Source organism: Bradyrhizobium sp. th-b2 (assembly GCF_000426785.1).
Lineage (GTDB): Bacteria > Pseudomonadota > Alphaproteobacteria > Rhizobiales > Xanthobacteraceae > Bradyrhizobium > Bradyrhizobium septentrionale.
The window spans coordinates 1-16,577 of record NZ_AUGA01000090.1; the positions used below are offsets into that span (position 1 = coordinate 1).

The following is a 16,577-nucleotide window of genomic DNA, read 5'->3' on the forward strand; positions in this document are numbered from 1 at the left end:
ACCACCGCCGGCACAAACTGTACTTCTTCCACTTCGGAATGACCGCCCGCAGCTTCTCGCAACTGACGGCGCCAGCCAAACAACTGCTGCGGCGACAATCCATGCCGTCGCGCTACCGAACAGACCGAGTCGCCGCTCGCAACGATCTCCGCAACAATCCGCGCCTTGTCCTCGTCGCTCCACTTCCGCCGACGGCCGGCTCCAGTGAAGACCTCAAGCCGCCTCACCGGCTCCGTGATAGCACTATGCACTGTGTCCATTCTAAGCCTAACGGTTCAAACAAACCGCAGACTCGCAGATCGCCCCGTCAACCGGTAGGTGGCCGCTGAACAGCGCTTACCATAGACCTTGGGGCCGCGCTGATGCTGATCCTGGGTACGCACCCGCTGCGCCAGATCGAGCAGCGGGCCAAAGCGAGCTTCCAGCACCGCATCGCCATCAATCTTGCGGCGGATGTCGCGGATGATCCGGCCAAGCCGCGTCCGCAGGAACTTGAGTTGGCACCGGGCGCGCTTGAACTGATGGGCGTGGGTATAGCGGCCGACCATGATGGCGGCGCGCTTCGCCAGGCGCAGATGGCTCTGCAGCAGCACACGGTTGCGCTTGGCAAGCCCGACGAGCTTGGTGATGGCCCGATGCATCAGCCGCGCGTCGGTCGGATGCGCAACGGCGCCTTGGGCTGCACCGTGATATCGACTACCACCCGCTCCAGGTCCTTAGCGCCGATGGCGCCAGTCTTGTGTGCAACCGACAGACTTTCCTGGATCAGCGCGACGAGCTGCTCCTCGCCGAGCCGCTGGCGCCAGCGCGTCATCGGGCATCGACATAGGCGTCGAATGCGGCTTCACTCTCGGCTGTCCAGTCGGGCATGGCGGGGCGCTTCGCTGATCACGAAGCAGCACCCTAACAAATCCGCGACCAGCGCGAATCCCCCGCATCCGCGACTTTCTGACTCAGTAAGACTAGGCGCCCGCCGCCACGTGCGGGCGACGCCGGCATCAACCGGCGGGCAGATGCACCGAGGGCAACAAGCGCGCCTGACGCAACGCCGCCAGATCAGCCGAGCCGGTGCAGAAGCAGGCGACGGCCAACTGGCGGATGACGATCTCGAAATGCGCGACAACCGCCTCAGTGGATACCGTAGCCGCGCGCAGCACGCCGGCCGCCTGCCCGGCGATGTCCGCGCCCAGGCGGATGGCCTTGGCCACGTCGACGCCGTCGCGGATCCCGCCCGACGCGATCAGCTTCACCGTTGGCCCGACGTACCGCCTGCACGCTGGCCGGGGTCGGAATCCCCCAATCGGCGAACGCCATCGCCACCGCACGGTCGGCGGCATCGCGGGCGCGCTGGCCCTCCACCACGGCCTAACTGGTGCCGCCGGCGCCGGCGACATCGATCACCGCCACGCCCGCCTCGACGAGCGCACAGGCCACCGAGGCGGAGAGGCCCGACCCCACTTCCTTGGCCACGATCGGCACGCCCACGCTGCGCGCGGCGCGAGCGATCTGCGCCAGGACGCCGCGCCAGTCGCGGTCGCCCTCCGGCTGTACCGCTTCCTGCAGCGGATTGAGATGGACGATGCGTCCGTCGGCATCCACCGCCCGGCGCGCCAGGTCCAGGCCGTCGGCCTCGCGCAGTTGCGCGGCGCCGATATTGGCCAGCAAGGGGGACGTCTGGGGCCAGGCGGCGCAGCGCGCGCGTCAGCCCCTGGGAGTTGCGGGATTGCAGGCTCACGCGCTGCGAACCGACGCCATGGCGATCCCCAAGGCTTGCGCTGCCTCGCTCAGATGCCGGTTGATGGCCTCGGCGCGTGGCATGCCGCCGGTCATGGAACTGATCAGCAGCGTAGCGCAGGTCGATGTGCGTCAGGTCCAACTCGGGCAATGCGCAGGTTCGAAACGGATGTACTCCCAGCCGGCGGCGACCGTGGCCGGCGCCGTTCGCCGATCCAGCACGATGTCCAGATGGTCGTCCTTGCGCCGGCTCAGGGCGGCGTCGCTCATGCTCGCTCCATCCGTCGCATCGGGCGACGGCGTTGCGTCGGATCGGACCGACGGCAGCGCGCGCACGCCGCCGCCCTCCCGCGCGTTCAGGCCGGCGCACGCTGGCCTCCCCCCGCAGCGTCGCTGCGGTAGCGGCTGGTCGAGGTCTGGTAGTACTGCGCGCGGATGGCCGCCATGGCCTCGATCAACGGTCCCCACGGCGCGGGAAAGCGTTCCTCCGCCATCACCCGATGCAGCATGCGCGTATGGCCGGCCAGCTCGTCGTTGAGGAACTCCACCACAGGCATAGCCGGATAGCGCTGCAGCAGCAGGATTACCGCGTTGTCGGCCTCGCCGGCCGACCTGTCCTTGTCGCGTCCATGCAGATCGTTCTGCAGGCGCCCTATCGCGGAGATGAGCCGCAGGACCTGGCGAAACGCCGGACGCGCACGCAAGGTCGCCATGTCCAGCCCCCACAGCAACGACAGGCAACAGAACACGTTCGTGTAGGCAATCGAATTGATGCCGTTGTGCAGGTACTCGGCGTAGGACCAGCGTTCCACCCCTGCCGCCTGCGCGTGTCCGGCGCGCAGCGCCGCGCAGTAGCACCGGGTATCGTCGAGAAGCTGAGCATAGTCGCGACGATCGTAGGCGAGCGCGGCCAGCGAAGCGCGCAGCACAGCGCAGCCCTCGAATCCGGGGAGCGCGCACGGCTCGCCCTGCCCCAGCGCCTGCTCCACCGCGGCGAGCTGCTCCGGCGCGATCAGGCCAAGGTCGTTGCAATCGTCGAGCCAGAACAGCAGCGCCAGTTCGCGATAGAACGCCACGATCAGCGTTTCGTCCTGCGGATCGCGGCCGATGCGGGCGCTGGTGTCGCGCAGGCTCGTGTGGATGCGCTGCAGGATGTACTGGCCGCCCCTGACCGCTTCCACGGCATGCTCGTCGGCGAACCCGGTCAGGGAACGCCCCCATTCCAGCACCTGCTGCAGCGCGCGTTCGGTCTGGATCATGGCGCCGCTCCTGCTCCCTCGGCCAGGACGCGCCGCCCCCAACGGAGCGCCAGCCACAACCCGGCGAGTTCGGCCACGCGCACGACCCGGGTGGGGCAATACAGTTCCTTGCCGATCCACAGCGGCGTCTGCGGCAATGCATGCGCCGCATGGCGGGCGAGCATCCACTCCAGCGCACGCGCCACCGCCTGCGCGATGCGCCGGCGCCCTGTCGGCTCTTCGCTCCCGTCCATCACGTACAACGCGAACAGCGCATAGGCGGTTTCCTCGAATGTGGCCACGCGACCGGCGCCCCAGCCGCCGTCGTCGCGCTGCGCCTGCAGCAGCGCCGCCAGCGCGCGCTCGTCGCGCCACTGGGGCTTGCCTTGCGCCAGCGCAGCGACCGCATGCGCGGTGGGATACAGCCACGAAACGTGCCATTTTTCGTTGTCCCATAAACCGTGCGGGTTGCGATTGGCCTCGACGTAGGCGCTGGTGCCGGCGGCGGGCTTTCCCAACAGTCGCAACGCATGCAGGGCGTGGATGTTGGTCGACACCGAGGCATTGCGCTCGCCGGGGAAGGTGACGAACAGCTCGCCGATTTCGAAATGGCGCAACGCATCGACCGCCGGGTCGCGGCCTGCAAGGCGCAGGACGCACAACGCAACGGCGGTGTCGTCCGCATCGGCCGCGAAGTGCAAGGCCGGGCCTAGACCGCGCACGCCCAGGCGAGCGTCGAGCTGCGCGACGATCACGCGCACCGCCTCGGCGAGCGCGGGATGCGCGAACAGCCCGGCCAGATGCAGGGTGTACAGCGACCAGCATAGCTCGAACACATTGATCGGCCAGACGTTGGGAACGACACCTTCGATGCCGCTGCGCGTCGCCCGCGATGCCGCCTGCAGATACGCGTCGGCACGCCCGACCTGCGGCGTGCTCCCCTGTGTCACGGCGTGCGCACGCCACGCGGCGGTGGCCGCCGGACTGATGCCGATGCTGCCGTCATCATCCGGGCATGCGGTGGTCGGCGACGTCCCCCAGGCTTCCCAGGAGTGCAGCAACGGATGGCCGCTCGGGAACGTCGCCACCGCCCCCAGCTTGACCAGGCACGCTTGCCGCAACGGCAAGAGCGCCGGGTGGCGCGGAAACGCCACGCCGCCCAGCAAGGATGCGGCCTCGCCGCACAACTGCGGCAGGATCAACTCCGCGCCGATCGGCGCGTCTTCCGGCACCGCATGCGCGTAGGGATCGGGCTGGCGCTCGAGGAACCGGATTGCAGCCTGGACTGCGTCGGCAGCGCCAGGAAAAGGATCGGCACGCTGCAATGCCAGCAACGCCGCCCACGTGGGCGCATGGCGGAACAGCGGGAAGTCCGCGCTTCCCCATCCGCCATCGGCCTGTTGCTGTGCGATAAGCCACGCGTATGCGTCCTGCCGACCAGTGGCGTTGCCGTGGAACTGCAGAGCTCGCGCCGTGTCGTAGACGGACGGACCGACGCTGCCGCCGTCGCTCATCTCGCTCAGCAGGTGGCGCAATTCGGAAAGGATCTGTTCGGACAGCGAGTTCACGCGGGATGTTCCTTCTGCAGACGGTTGACGAGAACCAGGATCGGGCAGACGCCGCGCACGTATCCGCAGGCCCGGCGCATGGGCAGCGCCGGACGGCCGCCCTGCTCCGGCGCGGCGACGCGCCCCGATGCCGGTCCGCCGCATAGGCTTGCGCGCAGCGCGCCACGTGCGCCGCAGCCGTGCTGGGCAACCGCTGCGATCGGCGCCGCGGACTCGGACACAGTGCAGCGTGCACTGCTGCCGCCCGCCGATCGCAGCGGCACAGGGGCGACTCCATGCGGACGGGCGCGCTCATGCGCATGGCGCGTGCTTGAACAGATACGCGTTGGCCCGCTGCAGCATCTGCGCCAACCGTTCCGCACGCGGCCCCAACGGGGCGATGGCCTCCCCGGCGTCGCGCAACAAATCCAGCGCGAAGTGGCGAGCTGCCTGCAGCCCCATGATCGACGCGCAGGTCGGCTTCTGCGCCGCCGCGTCCTTGCCGGGGGTCTTGCCCAGCGTCGCGGTATCCGCTGTCGCGTCGAGAATGTCGTCGACCACCTGCAACGCCAGGCCGAAACAGGCGGTGTAGCGATCGAGCGCACAGTACAGCGCAGCGTGCGCGGCATCCTCCGCGATGGCGCATAGCGCGCCCATGCGAACGGACGCGCGCACTAGCGCGCCGCTCTTCATCCGGTGCATCGCCACGATCCTGTCCAGCTCGACGTGCTTTCCGACCAGCGACAGATCCATGGCCTGCCCGCCTGCGGCCCCCTCGGCGGACACCGCCTGCGCCAGTTCGCGCACGAGCGCGATACGGTTGTCGCCCGGCGCATCCAGGCTCGCCAGGGTCAGGAAGGCGTGCGCCTGCAGCGCATCGCCGACCAGGATCGCAGTGGCTTCGCCAAACTTGACGTGCACGGTCGGAAGGTCGCGGCGAAGCACGTCGTCGTCCATCGCGGGCAGGTCGTCGTGGACCAGGGTACAGGCGTGCATCATTTCGATGGCGGCGCCGACGTCGTCGAGCATGTGCGCCGGCGTGTCGGCCAGTGCGCCGGCAGCCAGACAGAGCAAGGCGCGGGTGCGCTTCCCGCCATGCAAGGTGGCGTAGCGCATCGCCGCCATCAGCTCGGTCTCACCGTCGTGTTCGGCGCAGAGAAGACGCGCCAGCGCCTGTTCGACCCGCTTTGCGCCGTCCTGCATCCAGATCTCCGGCAGCAGCCCGGGTGCGCCGCGCGCCTGCGCGCCCAATCCGCCGAGCGCGGAAAGGCCAGTTCGGTCGTCGTGTAGCGTGGAACCAGTCTGCATGTTGTTCATCTCCTTGGTACCTGACACGGCCACGGCGAGCGCCGAGCCGCCGCGGTGTTGCCGGCGTCGCACCGGGCGCGCGCCGAGTGCAGCAATGCCGCGCGTCGCCGGCGCCGCTGCCTCGCCACACGGGGCATGCGATGCCAGCTCATGAGAATCCGATGCGGATTGTCATGGACGGATGTGCGGTCGGGTAATAGCGCCGGCCTTTTTCGACGCCGCTCAGCAACCGCGGCCGCACCCCGGCCTTGTGCATGGTCAGCGCCAAGGCGATGCAGAACTGCACCAGTTCCAGCCATACCAAGTGGTAGCCGATGCAGACGTGTGGGCCGGTACCGAACTGCAGCATGTCCACCGGCCGGATCGGCTCCGGGCGTTGCAGCCACCGCGCCAGGCGGAACTGATCAGGCGCCTCGTGCAGCAGCGCCGATGTCGAGAAATGCAGCAGCGGGATGCACAGATGGGTGCCCGCGGGAATGCGCCGTTGGCCGAGTTGCAATTCCTGCAGCGCGCGACGCGGCAGGAGCGTGGTCGCCGGATGCACGCGCAGCGTCTCGCGGAACAGCGCCTCGGCGACCGGACACTGCGCCAGGTCCGCGTGCCGGGTCGGCACCGCGCCCACGCGTTTCGCCTCCTCGACCAGAGCGTCCCACAGCACAGGCTGCCGCGCCAACTCGATCACCATCCAGGCCATCGTCGAGGCGGTGGTGTCGTGACCGCCAAGCAGCAGCAAGCGGATATTGGCGACCAGGACGTCATCGGAGAGCGCATCGTCGCTGCGATCGAAGGCGCTCACCATGTCGTTGATCAACCCGGTGCGCGCGGTATGCGCGCGCGCGTCGCGGACGAACTGGCGCAGCTGCGCGTCGATCCAGTCGCGGGCTGCGCGGCCGCGCCGCAAGGGCAGTCCGGGCAGGTCGACCCGGGGCGCGACGATCAACTGCAGCAGTTGCCGGTACTTGCGATGCCATCCCGGCAGGTCCTGCGCGGGGATTCCCATGAGTCTGAAGATGAGCGTGAGCGTCAGGTCGCTGGTTTCGCGCAGGATGGTTACGTCGCCGCGGTCGCGCCACGCCTGCACCCGCGCCCGGATGACGGGCGCGAACAGGTCGCCGATGCCGGCCTCGGTCAGCCCCTTGGGCAGGAACGCCGCCTTGATCGCATCGCGCGCCTGCCGGTGCGCGCCGCCGTCCTGGGCGACCAACGTTCCGCCAAGCAATTCGGGCGCGATCTCTTCGATCAGCGCCGAGGACACGTCCTTGTGCCGGAGCAATGCGAACGCATCCGGATCCGCGCAGGTCATCTGGTGTCCGGCAGGGCCGAAATCCAGCCAGAAGCAGCTGCCCAGCGTCCGTTCCGCGCGCCGCAGCAGGCGCGGCAGGTCGCAGACGATGGCGGGAAGATGCCCGACCAGGGGGAAAGCGCCGGGCACGACCGGGATATCGTACCGCAGCCGGTGCCGACGGTCCAGCGGGTTGAGCAGCATGTCCATCAGCAGCGCGGCGCCGCTGCCGCTTCGGCGGCAGGCCGCGCGGCGCGGCTGTTGCCACCGTCGGCGTACGTCGGCACATGCGCCAGCATGCCGCCGTCGATGCACACGACCTGGCCGGTGATGAACGCGGCATCGTCGGAGAGCAGGAACGCCACCAGCGCGGCCACGTCCTCGGGGCGGCCGACGCGCGGCAGGAGCTGGTGCCGGCGCAGATGCCGTTGCATGCACTCGTCCAGCTTGGCGAGGAGACGCTCGGTCATGATGAGACCCGGCGCAACCGCGTTGCAGCGGATCTGCGCATGACCGTACTGGGTGGCGAGCGAGGCCGATAGCATGTTCATCGCCGCCTTCGACGCGGCGTAGGACGTGTGCGAGGTGTCACCGCTAAGCCCCTGGCACGACGACATGTTGACGATCGCGCCACCGCCGCGGGCGATCATCCGTGGGATGGCCTGCCGGCAGCAGAGCAGCGTGCCACGCAGATTGGTCGCCATGGTCTGATCCCAGACCGCCAGGTCCAGGTCGAGGATCGCGCGGTCGCGCGGGGTCAGGTGCATGGCGCTCGCGTTGTTCACCAGCAGGTCGACCCCACCGAGTTGCCGCTCCGCCGTCTCGAAAAGCGCTGTCACCGCCTGCGCATCGGCGATGTCCATGTCCATGGCCAGCGCGTGGCCCGCTTCGGCCGCGATCTGCGCGGCGCCGGCGATGGCCGCCGAGCCATCAATGTCGGCTACCACCACTCTGCCGCCCTCGCGCGCGATGGCGAGGGCGCATGCCTTGCCGATGCCGGCGCCGGCGCCGGTCACCACGGCCACCTTGCCTTCAAACCGTCCCATCGTGTCCTCCTGGATTGCGTTGGTCTTTCGCGGCATGCCGCTCGGCCTCCGCCGGAGAAGGCGCAGGGTCGGCGCTGGCGCGCTGGTCATCGCCAGCGTCGCTTTCGATGACCCGAATGGCGGCGACCGGGCACTGGCTGGCCGCGCGCCGCACGGCGGCGTGCAGCGCCTGCGGGACCGTCGCCACGCACACTTCGGCCACGCCGTCCGGGTCGCGCTGGCGAAAGGTGCCCGGCAGCGTCAGCACGCACTGCCCGGTGGTTCCGCACAGATCCTGGTCGACCACGACGCGCATCTCAGCCCCCCCGCGCTTGCAGCCGCACCGACAGCGCGCGGAACGTCCTAAGGAACGCGGACGGCTCCCGGGTCGGCTGCTCGGCCAATGCCAGTGTGGGGAAGCGCGCCTGGATCCGCGGCAGGCTCTCGGCCAACTGCACCCGGGCCAGTTGCGCACCGAGGCAGAAGTGGATGCCGTGGCCGAAGCTCAGCATGATCTTCCCGTCGGTCGACATGCCAGGACTGGTGCCGTAGAACCGCGCGGGATCGAAGCGGTCGGGATCGGCGAAGGCGTCCGGGTCGCGATTGCCGGCCGCGACCAGCACGCGCACGTCCGCGTTCTTCGGGATCACCGCGCCGCCCAGTTCGATGTCGCGCTGGGCGATACGCGGAATGGAGCTGAACATAACGGGCGCGTCGCAGCGCAGGACTTCTTCGACGAATGCCTTCACCCCCACGGCGTCTCCCTGCAGCCAGTGCCGCTGTTCGGGATACGCCAGCATCGCCAGGACCGCATGGTCGATGGCCGCAGCAGTGGTGGCGAAGCCGCCCAGCAGCATGCCCCACAGCATGCTGATCAACTCCGCATCCGACAGCGTGTCGGCATCGTCGTCGTGTGCGCCGACCAGCATCGACACGATGTCGTGGCGGGGATCGGCGCGCTTGCGCGGTATGAGGTCGCCGAAGTAGGCCAGCACCCTGGCGCTGGCCGCGTCCGCCGCGGCGAGCTGGGGATTGCTGGCGTGCGGGCGCAGGCCTTCCAGAATGGCGCCGATGCCGGCGGCGAGCCCGAACATGTCGTCCGGGGGCATGCCGAACAGTTCGGCGGAGACCAACACCGGCAAGGCCAGCGCGAATTCCCGATGCAGGTCCACCGCCTCCCCGCGCTCCAGCGCGGGCGCCATGCCGTCCAGGCGCGCAGCGACGATGCGCGCGATGCTCGGCCGCAGGTTGTCGATCTGGCGCATGGTGAAATCGCGCGAGATCAGCCGGCGCAGACGCGTATGCGTCGGTGGATCCTTCATCGCTAGCGTGGACGCCAGCAGATTGAGCGACAGGCTGGTCGCCACACGCGGGAAATAGCGCGCCAGTTCGCCCGGCGCCGGCGCCCGAAACGCATCGCCCGTGGCCTTGAACGCCCAGTAGATGTCGGCGTGGCGGCTCAACAGAAAGAGCCCCGACGCCGTGCGATGCACCGGATCGTGCTCGCGCAACCACCGCATGAACGGATACGGGTCGTGGATGCGCGCCGCCGACGCTAGTTCGGCGAAGGCGTCCCGGCATGCTGCCGTGGTTTCTTGCATGTCCATCTTGGTTACCTGTTGGCTGGCTGATCTGACCGGCGCGCGAGGCGCGCCGGCAAATTGCGGAGAAGATCGCGATCCCCGGCGGCGTCCGCGCATCACCAGAGCACCGGGAACTCCTCGAACCCGCCAGTGATGATCTCCTTGCGCAACTTCAGTTCTTCCGGCGCCACGGCCAGGCGCAGCGCGGGAAAGCGCTGGAAGATCGAACCGAACACCACCTTGAGTTCCAGCCTGGCCAGCGCCACGCCAATGCAGTAGTGCGGCCCGAAGGAGAACGCCAGGTGCGGCTTTCCGTCGCGTCCGACGTCGAAGATTTCCGGTTCGTCGAAATGGCGCGGATCGAACGACGTCGCCGGCAGGCCGACCAACACCTTGCTCTCCGCGGGAATATGAACGCCCGCGATGGTCACGTCGGTCCTCGGATAGCGCATGATGCCGTCCCAGCCCGCGCCCGGCGGGTACATGCGCAGGATTTCCTCCACCGCCTTGTCCACCAGGGATGGATCGCCGACCAGGCGTTCGCGCTGTTGCGGATGGCGGAACATGGCCAGCAGGCCGAATTCGATCTGCGCGACGGTGCTCTCGTGCCCGGCCACCAGCATGCCCGCCGCCAGGCCCATCGCCTCTTCCTCGGTCGCCTTGCCCAGGTCGACCGCCGCGAGCAGATCCGTCAGCAGGTTGTCGCCCGGATCCTGGCGCTTGTCCCGCATCTTGCCGCGAATGTAGGCGCGCAGCTCTTCCCAGGCCAGGCGCGACGCGGTGCGCGGGCCGCTTTCATGCTGGTGCGTCATCACCTCGTCGGACAGCTCGGCGAAAAAGGCGTGATCCTCGTAGAGCACACCCATCAGCGCGCTGATGACCATGGCCGGAAGCGGAAAGGAGAGGTGGCGCCGCAGGTCAGCGGGCTGGGGCTGGGCCGCCAGCGTCTCGAACAACTGCGCGGCGATCGCCTCTACCTGCTGCGCGAGCAGCTTCACCCTGTGGTCGCTGAACGCCGGCGCCACGATCGTGCGTAACCGGGCATGCTCGGCCCCCTCGTGCGAGACCAGCCACCCCGGCGAACCGAGAATCACCGAATCCGGGGTGAATGCCGCCGGCGGCATTCCCGCAGGCCGGAACGCCGCGTCGGACAGCACCGCCTTGGCCTCGTCGTAGCCCGTCACCCACCAGCCTTCGTGCCCGGACGGGAAGCGCACGCGGTGGATCGGACCGTTGGCGCGTAGCGCCAACATCTCGGGCGAGGGCTCGATGTGATCGACGCGCCACATCGGTAGCGTCGGCAAGGGGTGTTCGGACATGGTGGCACTTCACTCTCTAAGCGATGGAAGGGCAGAAGGTGACCGGCAGGCGCTGCGGGCAGCGAATGAACGTAAGACGGCACGTCGACGACCTCCTCCGCGGCGACGGTCAGCGGCAGATCCCCCAGCCGCACGAACAACGCGGGGAAGGCGCATCGCAATTCCAGGCGCGCCAGCGCAGCGCCCAGGCAGAAATGCCCCCCCCCCCCCCCCGGCCGAACGACAGGCGCGGGTTGTCCCGCCGGGTGACATCGAACCTGTCCGCATCGCCATAGATCGACTGACCGTAGGGATTGGTGAAGGAGGTTCGACCGTACCCGCCACCGACGTGTCCGCCAATATAGCCTCCGGACCAGTCCCACACCGCCGGTGGCAGTTTGACTCCTGGCTCAAGGTCTGCCGCTTCTCGCGACGAGCGCAATTGTTGTGGCTCCCAAAAGAAGAACTCTAAATCGCATCCAACACTCCCCTTCCCTGCGTTTTCTCGGTCCACAATCGAACGCCAAGTCATTGCCACAGCAAACCGTCGGAACGGACCAGACGCGAACAGCGACGCGCGCCGTGTCCGCCCCAAAGACCATCGCACTGCGATTGGTGATGATGCCGTGAACAGAGCAAATCGCGTGCCGAAGTGAATTCGCAGGCTCAACAGGCATTTCGTAGCGGCGCGGAGTGTCAGGTTTCCGGCATTGAGTCTCAATGCCGACAACCGGCGCGGCAAGTGCCCGACAAAGGCCTGCTCTCGCGCTGAATGTGCGGGGCAGCCCTTGCGCGATATTGTAAGCATCCGAATTGGCTGCAGCAGGTGTGGTTCGCCGGAAGCCACTCCGATGTCGGCGGTCGCTATCCGGAAAACGAAGCCCGCCTCTCCCTCGCTGGGTTGGATGGCGCATGCGGCCGAGACCTTCCCGACGGCAAGACGCCCGACGGCTTCGGCATCAAGGTAGACGATAGATTCCTGAAGCTGAATCCGGATCCGCTTGGTCCGTAGCACGACGAGCGCGAACCCGGGTCACTTGCGGGGGGCAAGTCAAGTGGACCGAAGGGTTACGTCAAGTGCAGAGCTAGGCAGCCCTTCATCCGGCGGTGCTTGAGCGCTTGGCCGCGCTAAGGCTGGCTTCGAGATTAAGTCTCAGCCGCGACTAAGCTCTGTCGTCGCTTCGAAGCGCCTCACCATCAGCAGCCTTGCTTGCTAAGCGAGTTCGACGACCTGACCGGTGGATTGGCGTTGCTCTGCTTTCTATAGCCGGCGATCTGCTGCCCGTAGTGGCGGATGCTCGAGGCATCCGGAGCCACGAACCGCGTCGATGCCGCCGGCGTCAGCAGGAGCCAAGCAAAGGATTCTAGCGCTTGCCCAGCCCCCCTCGGTGCAAGACAATTGGTCCCTATACGCGCAATAAGGGGAACCGCGCTGTGACAGTCTCTCTTGACGGCGAAATTCGAGACGGACGGCGCTACATGCAGGTGCGAGTCTACTTTGAAGATATCGACGCCCTGCCAGATTGTTTATCACACGAGTTTTCTCCGTTTCATGGAGCGCGGCAGAACGAATTACTTGCGCCCGCTCGGCACCAATCAGCAAGCGCGGCTCGAGGAAACGCGGAACGATGCCCCGGGCTTCGCCTTCGTTGTCCGTTCGACGACAATCGATTTTCTAAAACCGCCGTTCTTGGACGGCCTTCTTGACATTGTCACGGTCCCGCAAGAGGTGAGAGGCACGTCGGTTGGCTTGCCGCAGGAGTGCAGGCGCGGGGACGATCTCTTGGTCTCGGCGCGCGTACGGGTCGCGTTTATCTCAGGCGGAAAAGCGCAGCGCATCCCAAGGTCTGAGGCTTGCTATGGAAGAGCACAGATAAATCTGCCTTTCGTTCACGCCTTAACGCTCCAGCGCCCCGATGAAATCAATGCATTGGCCTTCTGCTGCGACATCGTCAAGTCAGAGTTCGCCGGAGCGACACGTTGCTCAAGGTTCACAATCCATCTGGGTGACTGTTCTCGTCGTGGCGCTCGTATACGCGACGATCATTGACATTGCGGCCTCATTCATCGCTGCCAAGCTCTTGGAAGGAAATTCCTCCATCCGCCGCAGAGCTGGCTCCCGACGCCGCGACCGAACGCAAGCGCTGGCCGACGCATCCGCGCCTTCACAGAAGGCGTCAATCACCACCGGCCTGCAGGCCCAACTCACTGCATCCTTTGCGTCGTGATTGTCGACAAATGTTGCCCGTTGGGATTCCTGTAACGATCGGCGAGGCTTTGTAACAATAAAGCCATCTGGTTCGGATCTGATCGAACAGTAAATTCTCCGTAGTTAGGGTCGAAAAGCGTGGTCGTTCCATTGGAGGCCGACGTCGCCACTGTGTGTGCGCCGCCTTCGGCGAAATACAAGCTGAGCAAATGGTTCGATCGGTCTTTGTTGATTTCGTTCACCATGCGCTCGACGTTCGAAGACTTGCCGAATGCGAATCTCTTCTCTTCTCCAGCCGGTTCCAAGCCAGCTTCCTCCAAAATGGCATTCTGTGCCCGAAGGTCGGCGTGAGAAGAGTCTGCTCCCCTGCTTCGCAACTGATCCTTGAGATTTTGATATTGCTGCTGCCGTTCAGCCGCTGAGGCGTGCGTTTGCGACCCAGGTGTGAGCGCACGCATTCGGGTTGGTGGGCTGTTGTTAAGATTGCGGAACCACTCCGCAGTCAGCCCAACGCAGATGCCGTCCACATTCGCATCACGCAGATCGGCCGTTCTGTAATCAAACAAGGAGGTGGCCGGACTCTCTGGAGCGGATGTACTGGGGTCGGAGGCACTGGAAGTACGAACGTCGTTTTCATCCGAGGTATGTGGCTTGCTGCAGCAGGCCCCCATCTTGTCGGGCAACTCCCCCGGTTGTGAGTTCCACTGAGGCGAGAGATGTGCTAGTGTTTCCGTAAAGCTGCCGCTATCCACCGACTGACTCAGTTCGTCAGCTTGGCTAGTGCGTGTCGATGAGCTACTGATTCGATCGTACATGACGATTCACCTTTCTGTGCTGCGCTAGTCTCCACGTATCGATTCGGGCTGCTTAGGCCCTGCTGCGAGGATACCCAGCCAAGCTGATGGCGAGCTGACGGGCAGCTGTTGTCCGGCTTAGAATCGTTCCTTTGGCGGACTTCTGACAATGTCTGATACGGTGCGGCGTAGCGCTGTGTCAGATCCTCCCGCGCATCATCCGGTAGGTGGCCTTGAGCAGCGCTATCGCGGGGACGGACAATTCCTCCGCAACGCTGTTTGCCAGGATAGTAGCGGTGAGGCTGGCGCCGAATTCCTGAGTGCGCTCACCGGAATCATTCGTGGCGGTGAGCGGGCACTACCGCCAACGCTTCAACTACCGACCTTTAACCGATCGGGTTCGGCTGTCCGTCCGTGAGGGCCTCACAGTGAGCTGCGAAGCGGGCGACTATCGGTATTCCCTGTTTCGTGACGGCCTGGCGCTGCTCGGCAATCTGTTCCGCGATCGCCTCCGCGAGGTTGTTATCTGGTCGCCAAACGACGTGCTATCTTTGCGCTGGGCGGCGTCATTCCAGGACGACATTAAAGGAAGGAACGGTCGTCGGAAAGCAGCAAGCACTCGATCGCGCGCTAGATCCATCTCGCGAGCCGCCGCGTCGGCATCAGGAACTGATCAGCGATGCGACGCGCGGCAAATTCGTCGTCGTGCTCGCAGTGGCGATGGATCGCCTGAGCCGCGATCAGGAGGATATCGCTGGACTGTTCAAGCATATGGCTTTCGGCGGTGTGCGTGTCGTCACGCTGTCGGGCGGTGACGTGACGCATCTGAACAAGGTTCTCGACCGCATCATCGATGAGCACGGGCTGATCGTGAGCGGCTGGTCCCCTGATTGGGACCCCGCGTTGAGAGCGGCACTCACGCGGGCCCCGACGCGGGGATATCCAGTGTACTGGGTGGCGCGAGGTGAACCTTCCAAGATCGCCACGGACCTGATTAGCCAGCGGGCCGGCAGGACCATTCGCATTGATAGCGCGGACACGAAAGCTTGGAACGCTTGGTGAGCAGCCAGGCTGACATAAAAAGGCAAAACCCACAGAGCGTTGAATTGATGGTGGCCAGCGACAAGCGCTTTTTGGCAAGGCCTGAATTCCGCATTCAGCTGGGTGATCTTATTGGTGAAGAAGCGCGAAAGCTGGAAAGGACGCTAAACGGCCCGGATTTCGCACTGATCGGCGCCTTCTCCAATGACCTGATCATGCAGAGGGTGGCGCGAGCAGAGAGTGCAACGGAGTCGGTCGCGCGCATTGTGGGTGTTCTCGGGCGTTGGGGCACCGGATCAGAGTTGCGCTTGGTGCTCGACTTGCGGATCGAATTCGGCGTCAGGGAAAGTATCGGCGGGTTGGTCGCCTTGATCAATCTGCGCACCTACCCGGCCGTTCTCCTCCTTTACGCGTATGGCCTCGCATTGCTTGCTGCCCGGCGATATACTGATCTTCTCAAATTCCTCAGCGTCACCATCGTGACCGAGCGCGACAACACTACAACCGTGGTGAGTCACTTATTTCTCACGTCATGTGCGGGTGGCGAAAACAACGCCTGGAAATTCTTGCCGGGGCTTGAAAAGCGCAAGACGCCCTCAGCGATCATCTGCACGACGTCTTCCAATCCTGGACCGGCGACTATCTGTTTTCGTCGAATGGTTACACCACTCTTTTCGAAGATTGCGAGCTGCTCTGTTCCTTGGCGTATATCTCGATCGGGACCAGCAAAGAGGACCTGCAGCAAGCAACCAGCGGCGCCACAGGCAGAAGCTTTGCCTGGTGTCCGATGGGACGGGTCTCATGGGACGGGCAGACGCGCAGGCGCATCATGGAAGGATGGGCGCGTCCGGAAGCGGCCGATGAACTGACGAAGGCCGACTTCGCGAGAGGACAGCCAGAGTATCTGAAACTGGCCATGAGCCGCCTCAACAATCTCGCGGGCGCCTCGAATGGTAGCGTTCGGACATCGAGTGCCTTTTTCCGGCGTGGCAGCCTAACAATGGCGGTCGTACCAACCTCGGATTGGAATCTCACCAACCTCAACGACACGGACCGGCGCATACGCCTGCTCGAAGAGGTTCCTGCAGATGACTTGATCTCTGGGCTTACCACCGCCGCCAAGAAAGCTGCGGGTGAGGCCAAGCAGACTTTGAGTGGCAGCGAGCCGCCCACACAGAAGCTCTGCCTGTCATTCGGCCCTTTAATTGCGGATTGTTGTCAAGCTTTACATTTCTGAATTCGCCCATCGCACGGTGGTAGTGCTCGCGCCGTCGGAGGTCAGGGTTGCGGAGACGGCGCGAGCGCGGCTGATACGTACTTTGCCGGCCAGGCATTGGATCGCCCTGACTGGTTGATGTCTTCGCTGGGGTCATGGTCCTTTCCGAGGTCGCGTAGCGCCTCATGATGATGTCCGGGTCGGACGCCTCAACGTTTGCAGCGGAGTACGATCGAGCCGCCACCAGCCGAATGAACGAGGTCGCCTCAACACCGTCCCAGCGGGACGTCGCCAGTCCGGCA

At 65.7% G+C, this 16,577-nt stretch carries 15 protein-coding genes and 3 pseudogenes; 5 read left to right on the forward strand and 13 right to left on the reverse strand.

Going from position 1 to position 16,577, the window contains the following annotated elements; genetic code table 11:
- From K359_RS0142645 to K359_RS0142720, 12 genes and pseudogenes are all read right to left on the reverse strand, one after another.
- A partial coding sequence (locus K359_RS0142645; protein WP_029084620.1) for a transposase occupies positions 1-260 on the reverse strand: 260 nt, incomplete at its 3' end.
- An 81-nt stretch (positions 261-341) separates the two neighbouring features.
- A pseudogene (locus K359_RS55220) lies at positions 342-823 on the reverse strand (IS5/IS1182 family transposase); the annotation flags it as partial.
- 175 nt (positions 824-998) lie between these two features.
- Positions 999-2,004 (reverse strand): annotated as a pseudogene (gene fni / locus K359_RS55225) (type 2 isopentenyl-diphosphate Delta-isomerase).
- Between the two features lie 86 nt (positions 2,005-2,090).
- Positions 2,091-2,993 (reverse strand): hypothetical protein, encoded by a 903-nt coding sequence (locus K359_RS0142680; RefSeq protein WP_029084607.1) that lies wholly within the window; start codon positions 2,991-2,993, stop codon positions 2,091-2,093.
- Positions 2,990-4,540 (reverse strand): hypothetical protein, encoded by a 1,551-nt coding sequence (locus tag K359_RS0142685; protein ID WP_029084608.1) that lies wholly within the window; start codon positions 4,538-4,540, stop codon positions 2,990-2,992. Before K359_RS0142685 ends, K359_RS0142680 begins: the two co-directional genes overlap by 4 nt.
- Entirely contained in the window at positions 4,537-4,761 is a 225-nt protein-coding gene (locus K359_RS0142690) for a hypothetical protein (protein WP_029084609.1), read from the reverse strand. Before K359_RS0142690 ends, K359_RS0142685 begins: the two co-directional genes overlap by 4 nt.
- Positions 4,762-4,831: 70 nt before the next feature.
- The gene (locus K359_RS0142695) at positions 4,832-5,827 is read right to left on the reverse strand and encodes a polyprenyl synthetase family protein (RefSeq protein ID WP_029084610.1); all 996 of its coding nucleotides are present in this window, start codon (positions 5,825-5,827) and stop codon (positions 4,832-4,834) included.
- Positions 5,828-5,975: 148 nt separating this feature from the next.
- A complete protein-coding gene (locus K359_RS0142700) occupies positions 5,976-7,319 on the reverse strand; it encodes a cytochrome P450 (RefSeq protein ID WP_029084611.1) in 1,344 nt (447 codons plus the stop codon).
- Complete coding sequence (locus tag K359_RS0142705; RefSeq protein WP_029084612.1) at positions 7,319-8,155, reverse strand: SDR family oxidoreductase; 837 nt, start codon at positions 8,153-8,155, stop codon at positions 7,319-7,321. The genes K359_RS0142700 and K359_RS0142705 overlap by 1 nt, the downstream gene beginning before the upstream one ends.
- On the reverse strand, positions 8,142-8,450 hold the full coding sequence (locus K359_RS0142710; protein WP_029084613.1) for a ferredoxin: 309 nt from the start codon (positions 8,448-8,450) through the stop codon (positions 8,142-8,144). Before K359_RS0142710 ends, K359_RS0142705 begins: the two co-directional genes overlap by 14 nt.
- Position 8,451: 1 nt before the next feature.
- On the reverse strand, positions 8,452-9,741 hold the full coding sequence (locus K359_RS0142715) for a cytochrome P450 (protein ID WP_029084614.1): 1,290 nt from the start codon (positions 9,739-9,741) through the stop codon (positions 8,452-8,454).
- Between the two features lie 92 nt (positions 9,742-9,833).
- Positions 9,834-11,036, reverse strand: a complete 1,203-nt coding sequence (locus K359_RS0142720) for a cytochrome P450 (protein WP_029084615.1) — start codon at positions 11,034-11,036, stop codon at positions 9,834-9,836.
- A 751-nt stretch (positions 11,037-11,787) separates the two neighbouring features.
- On the opposite strand from K359_RS0142720, the gene K359_RS55230 reads away from it, so the two are divergent.
- Positions 11,788-12,027 carry a phospholipase effector Tle1 domain-containing protein gene (locus tag K359_RS55230; RefSeq protein WP_224496614.1) on the forward strand — a complete coding sequence of 80 codons (240 nt, stop codon included), beginning with the start codon at positions 11,788-11,790 and terminating at the stop codon, positions 12,025-12,027.
- A 467-nt stretch (positions 12,028-12,494) separates the two neighbouring features.
- Positions 12,495-12,864, forward strand: a pseudogene (locus tag K359_RS55235) (YbgC/FadM family acyl-CoA thioesterase); the annotation flags it as partial.
- A gap of 356 nt (positions 12,865-13,220) precedes the next feature.
- Here K359_RS55235 and K359_RS0142735 read toward each other — a convergent pair.
- Complete coding sequence (locus K359_RS0142735; protein WP_029084616.1) at positions 13,221-14,039, reverse strand: YopT-type cysteine protease domain-containing protein; 819 nt, start codon at positions 14,037-14,039, stop codon at positions 13,221-13,223.
- A gap of 447 nt (positions 14,040-14,486) precedes the next feature.
- On the opposite strand from K359_RS0142735, the gene K359_RS63715 reads away from it, so the two are divergent.
- The 3 genes from K359_RS63715 to K359_RS0142750 are packed head-to-tail and all read left to right on the forward strand — an operon-like array spanning position 14,487 to position 16,296.
- On the forward strand, positions 14,487-15,080 hold the full coding sequence (locus K359_RS63715) for a recombinase family protein (protein ID WP_224496613.1): 594 nt from the start codon (positions 14,487-14,489) through the stop codon (positions 15,078-15,080).
- Positions 15,077-15,928 (forward strand): hypothetical protein, encoded by an 852-nt coding sequence (locus K359_RS62295; RefSeq protein ID WP_156928994.1) that lies wholly within the window; start codon positions 15,077-15,079, stop codon positions 15,926-15,928. Before K359_RS63715 ends, K359_RS62295 begins: the two co-directional genes overlap by 4 nt.
- Positions 15,889-16,296 carry a hypothetical protein gene (locus tag K359_RS0142750; protein WP_156928995.1) on the forward strand — a complete coding sequence of 136 codons (408 nt, stop codon included), beginning with the start codon at positions 15,889-15,891 and terminating at the stop codon, positions 16,294-16,296. Before K359_RS62295 ends, K359_RS0142750 begins: the two co-directional genes overlap by 40 nt.
- Positions 16,297-16,577: the final 281 nt, after the last annotated feature.

Bases quoted from the DNA above. Each gene is read 5' to 3' on its own strand.
- K359_RS0142720 (WP_029084615.1), bottom strand. From the start codon at position 11,036: ATGTCCGAACACCCCTTGCCGACGCTACCGATGTGGCGCGTCGATCAC.
- K359_RS55230 (WP_224496614.1), top strand. From the start codon at position 11,788: ATGTGCGGGGCAGCCCTTGCGCGATATTGTAAGCATCCGAATTGGCTG.
- K359_RS0142680 (WP_029084607.1), bottom strand. From the start codon at position 2,993: ATGATCCAGACCGAACGCGCGCTGCAGCAGGTGCTGGAATGGGGGCGT.
- K359_RS0142705 (WP_029084612.1), bottom strand. From the start codon at position 8,155: ATGGGACGGTTTGAAGGCAAGGTGGCCGTGGTGACCGGCGCCGGCGCC.
- K359_RS0142715 (WP_029084614.1), bottom strand. From the start codon at position 9,741: ATGGACATGCAAGAAACCACGGCAGCATGCCGGGACGCCTTCGCCGAA.
- K359_RS0142695 (WP_029084610.1), bottom strand. From the start codon at position 5,827: ATGCAGACTGGTTCCACGCTACACGACGACCGAACTGGCCTTTCCGCG.
- K359_RS0142750 (WP_156928995.1), top strand. From the start codon at position 15,889: ATGGAAGGATGGGCGCGTCCGGAAGCGGCCGATGAACTGACGAAGGCC.
- K359_RS0142700 (WP_029084611.1), bottom strand. From the start codon at position 7,319: ATGGACATGCTGCTCAACCCGCTGGACCGTCGGCACCGGCTGCGGTAC.
- K359_RS0142710 (WP_029084613.1), bottom strand. From the start codon at position 8,450: ATGCGCGTCGTGGTCGACCAGGATCTGTGCGGAACCACCGGGCAGTGC.
- K359_RS0142735 (WP_029084616.1), bottom strand. From the start codon at position 14,039: ATGTACGATCGAATCAGTAGCTCATCGACACGCACTAGCCAAGCTGAC.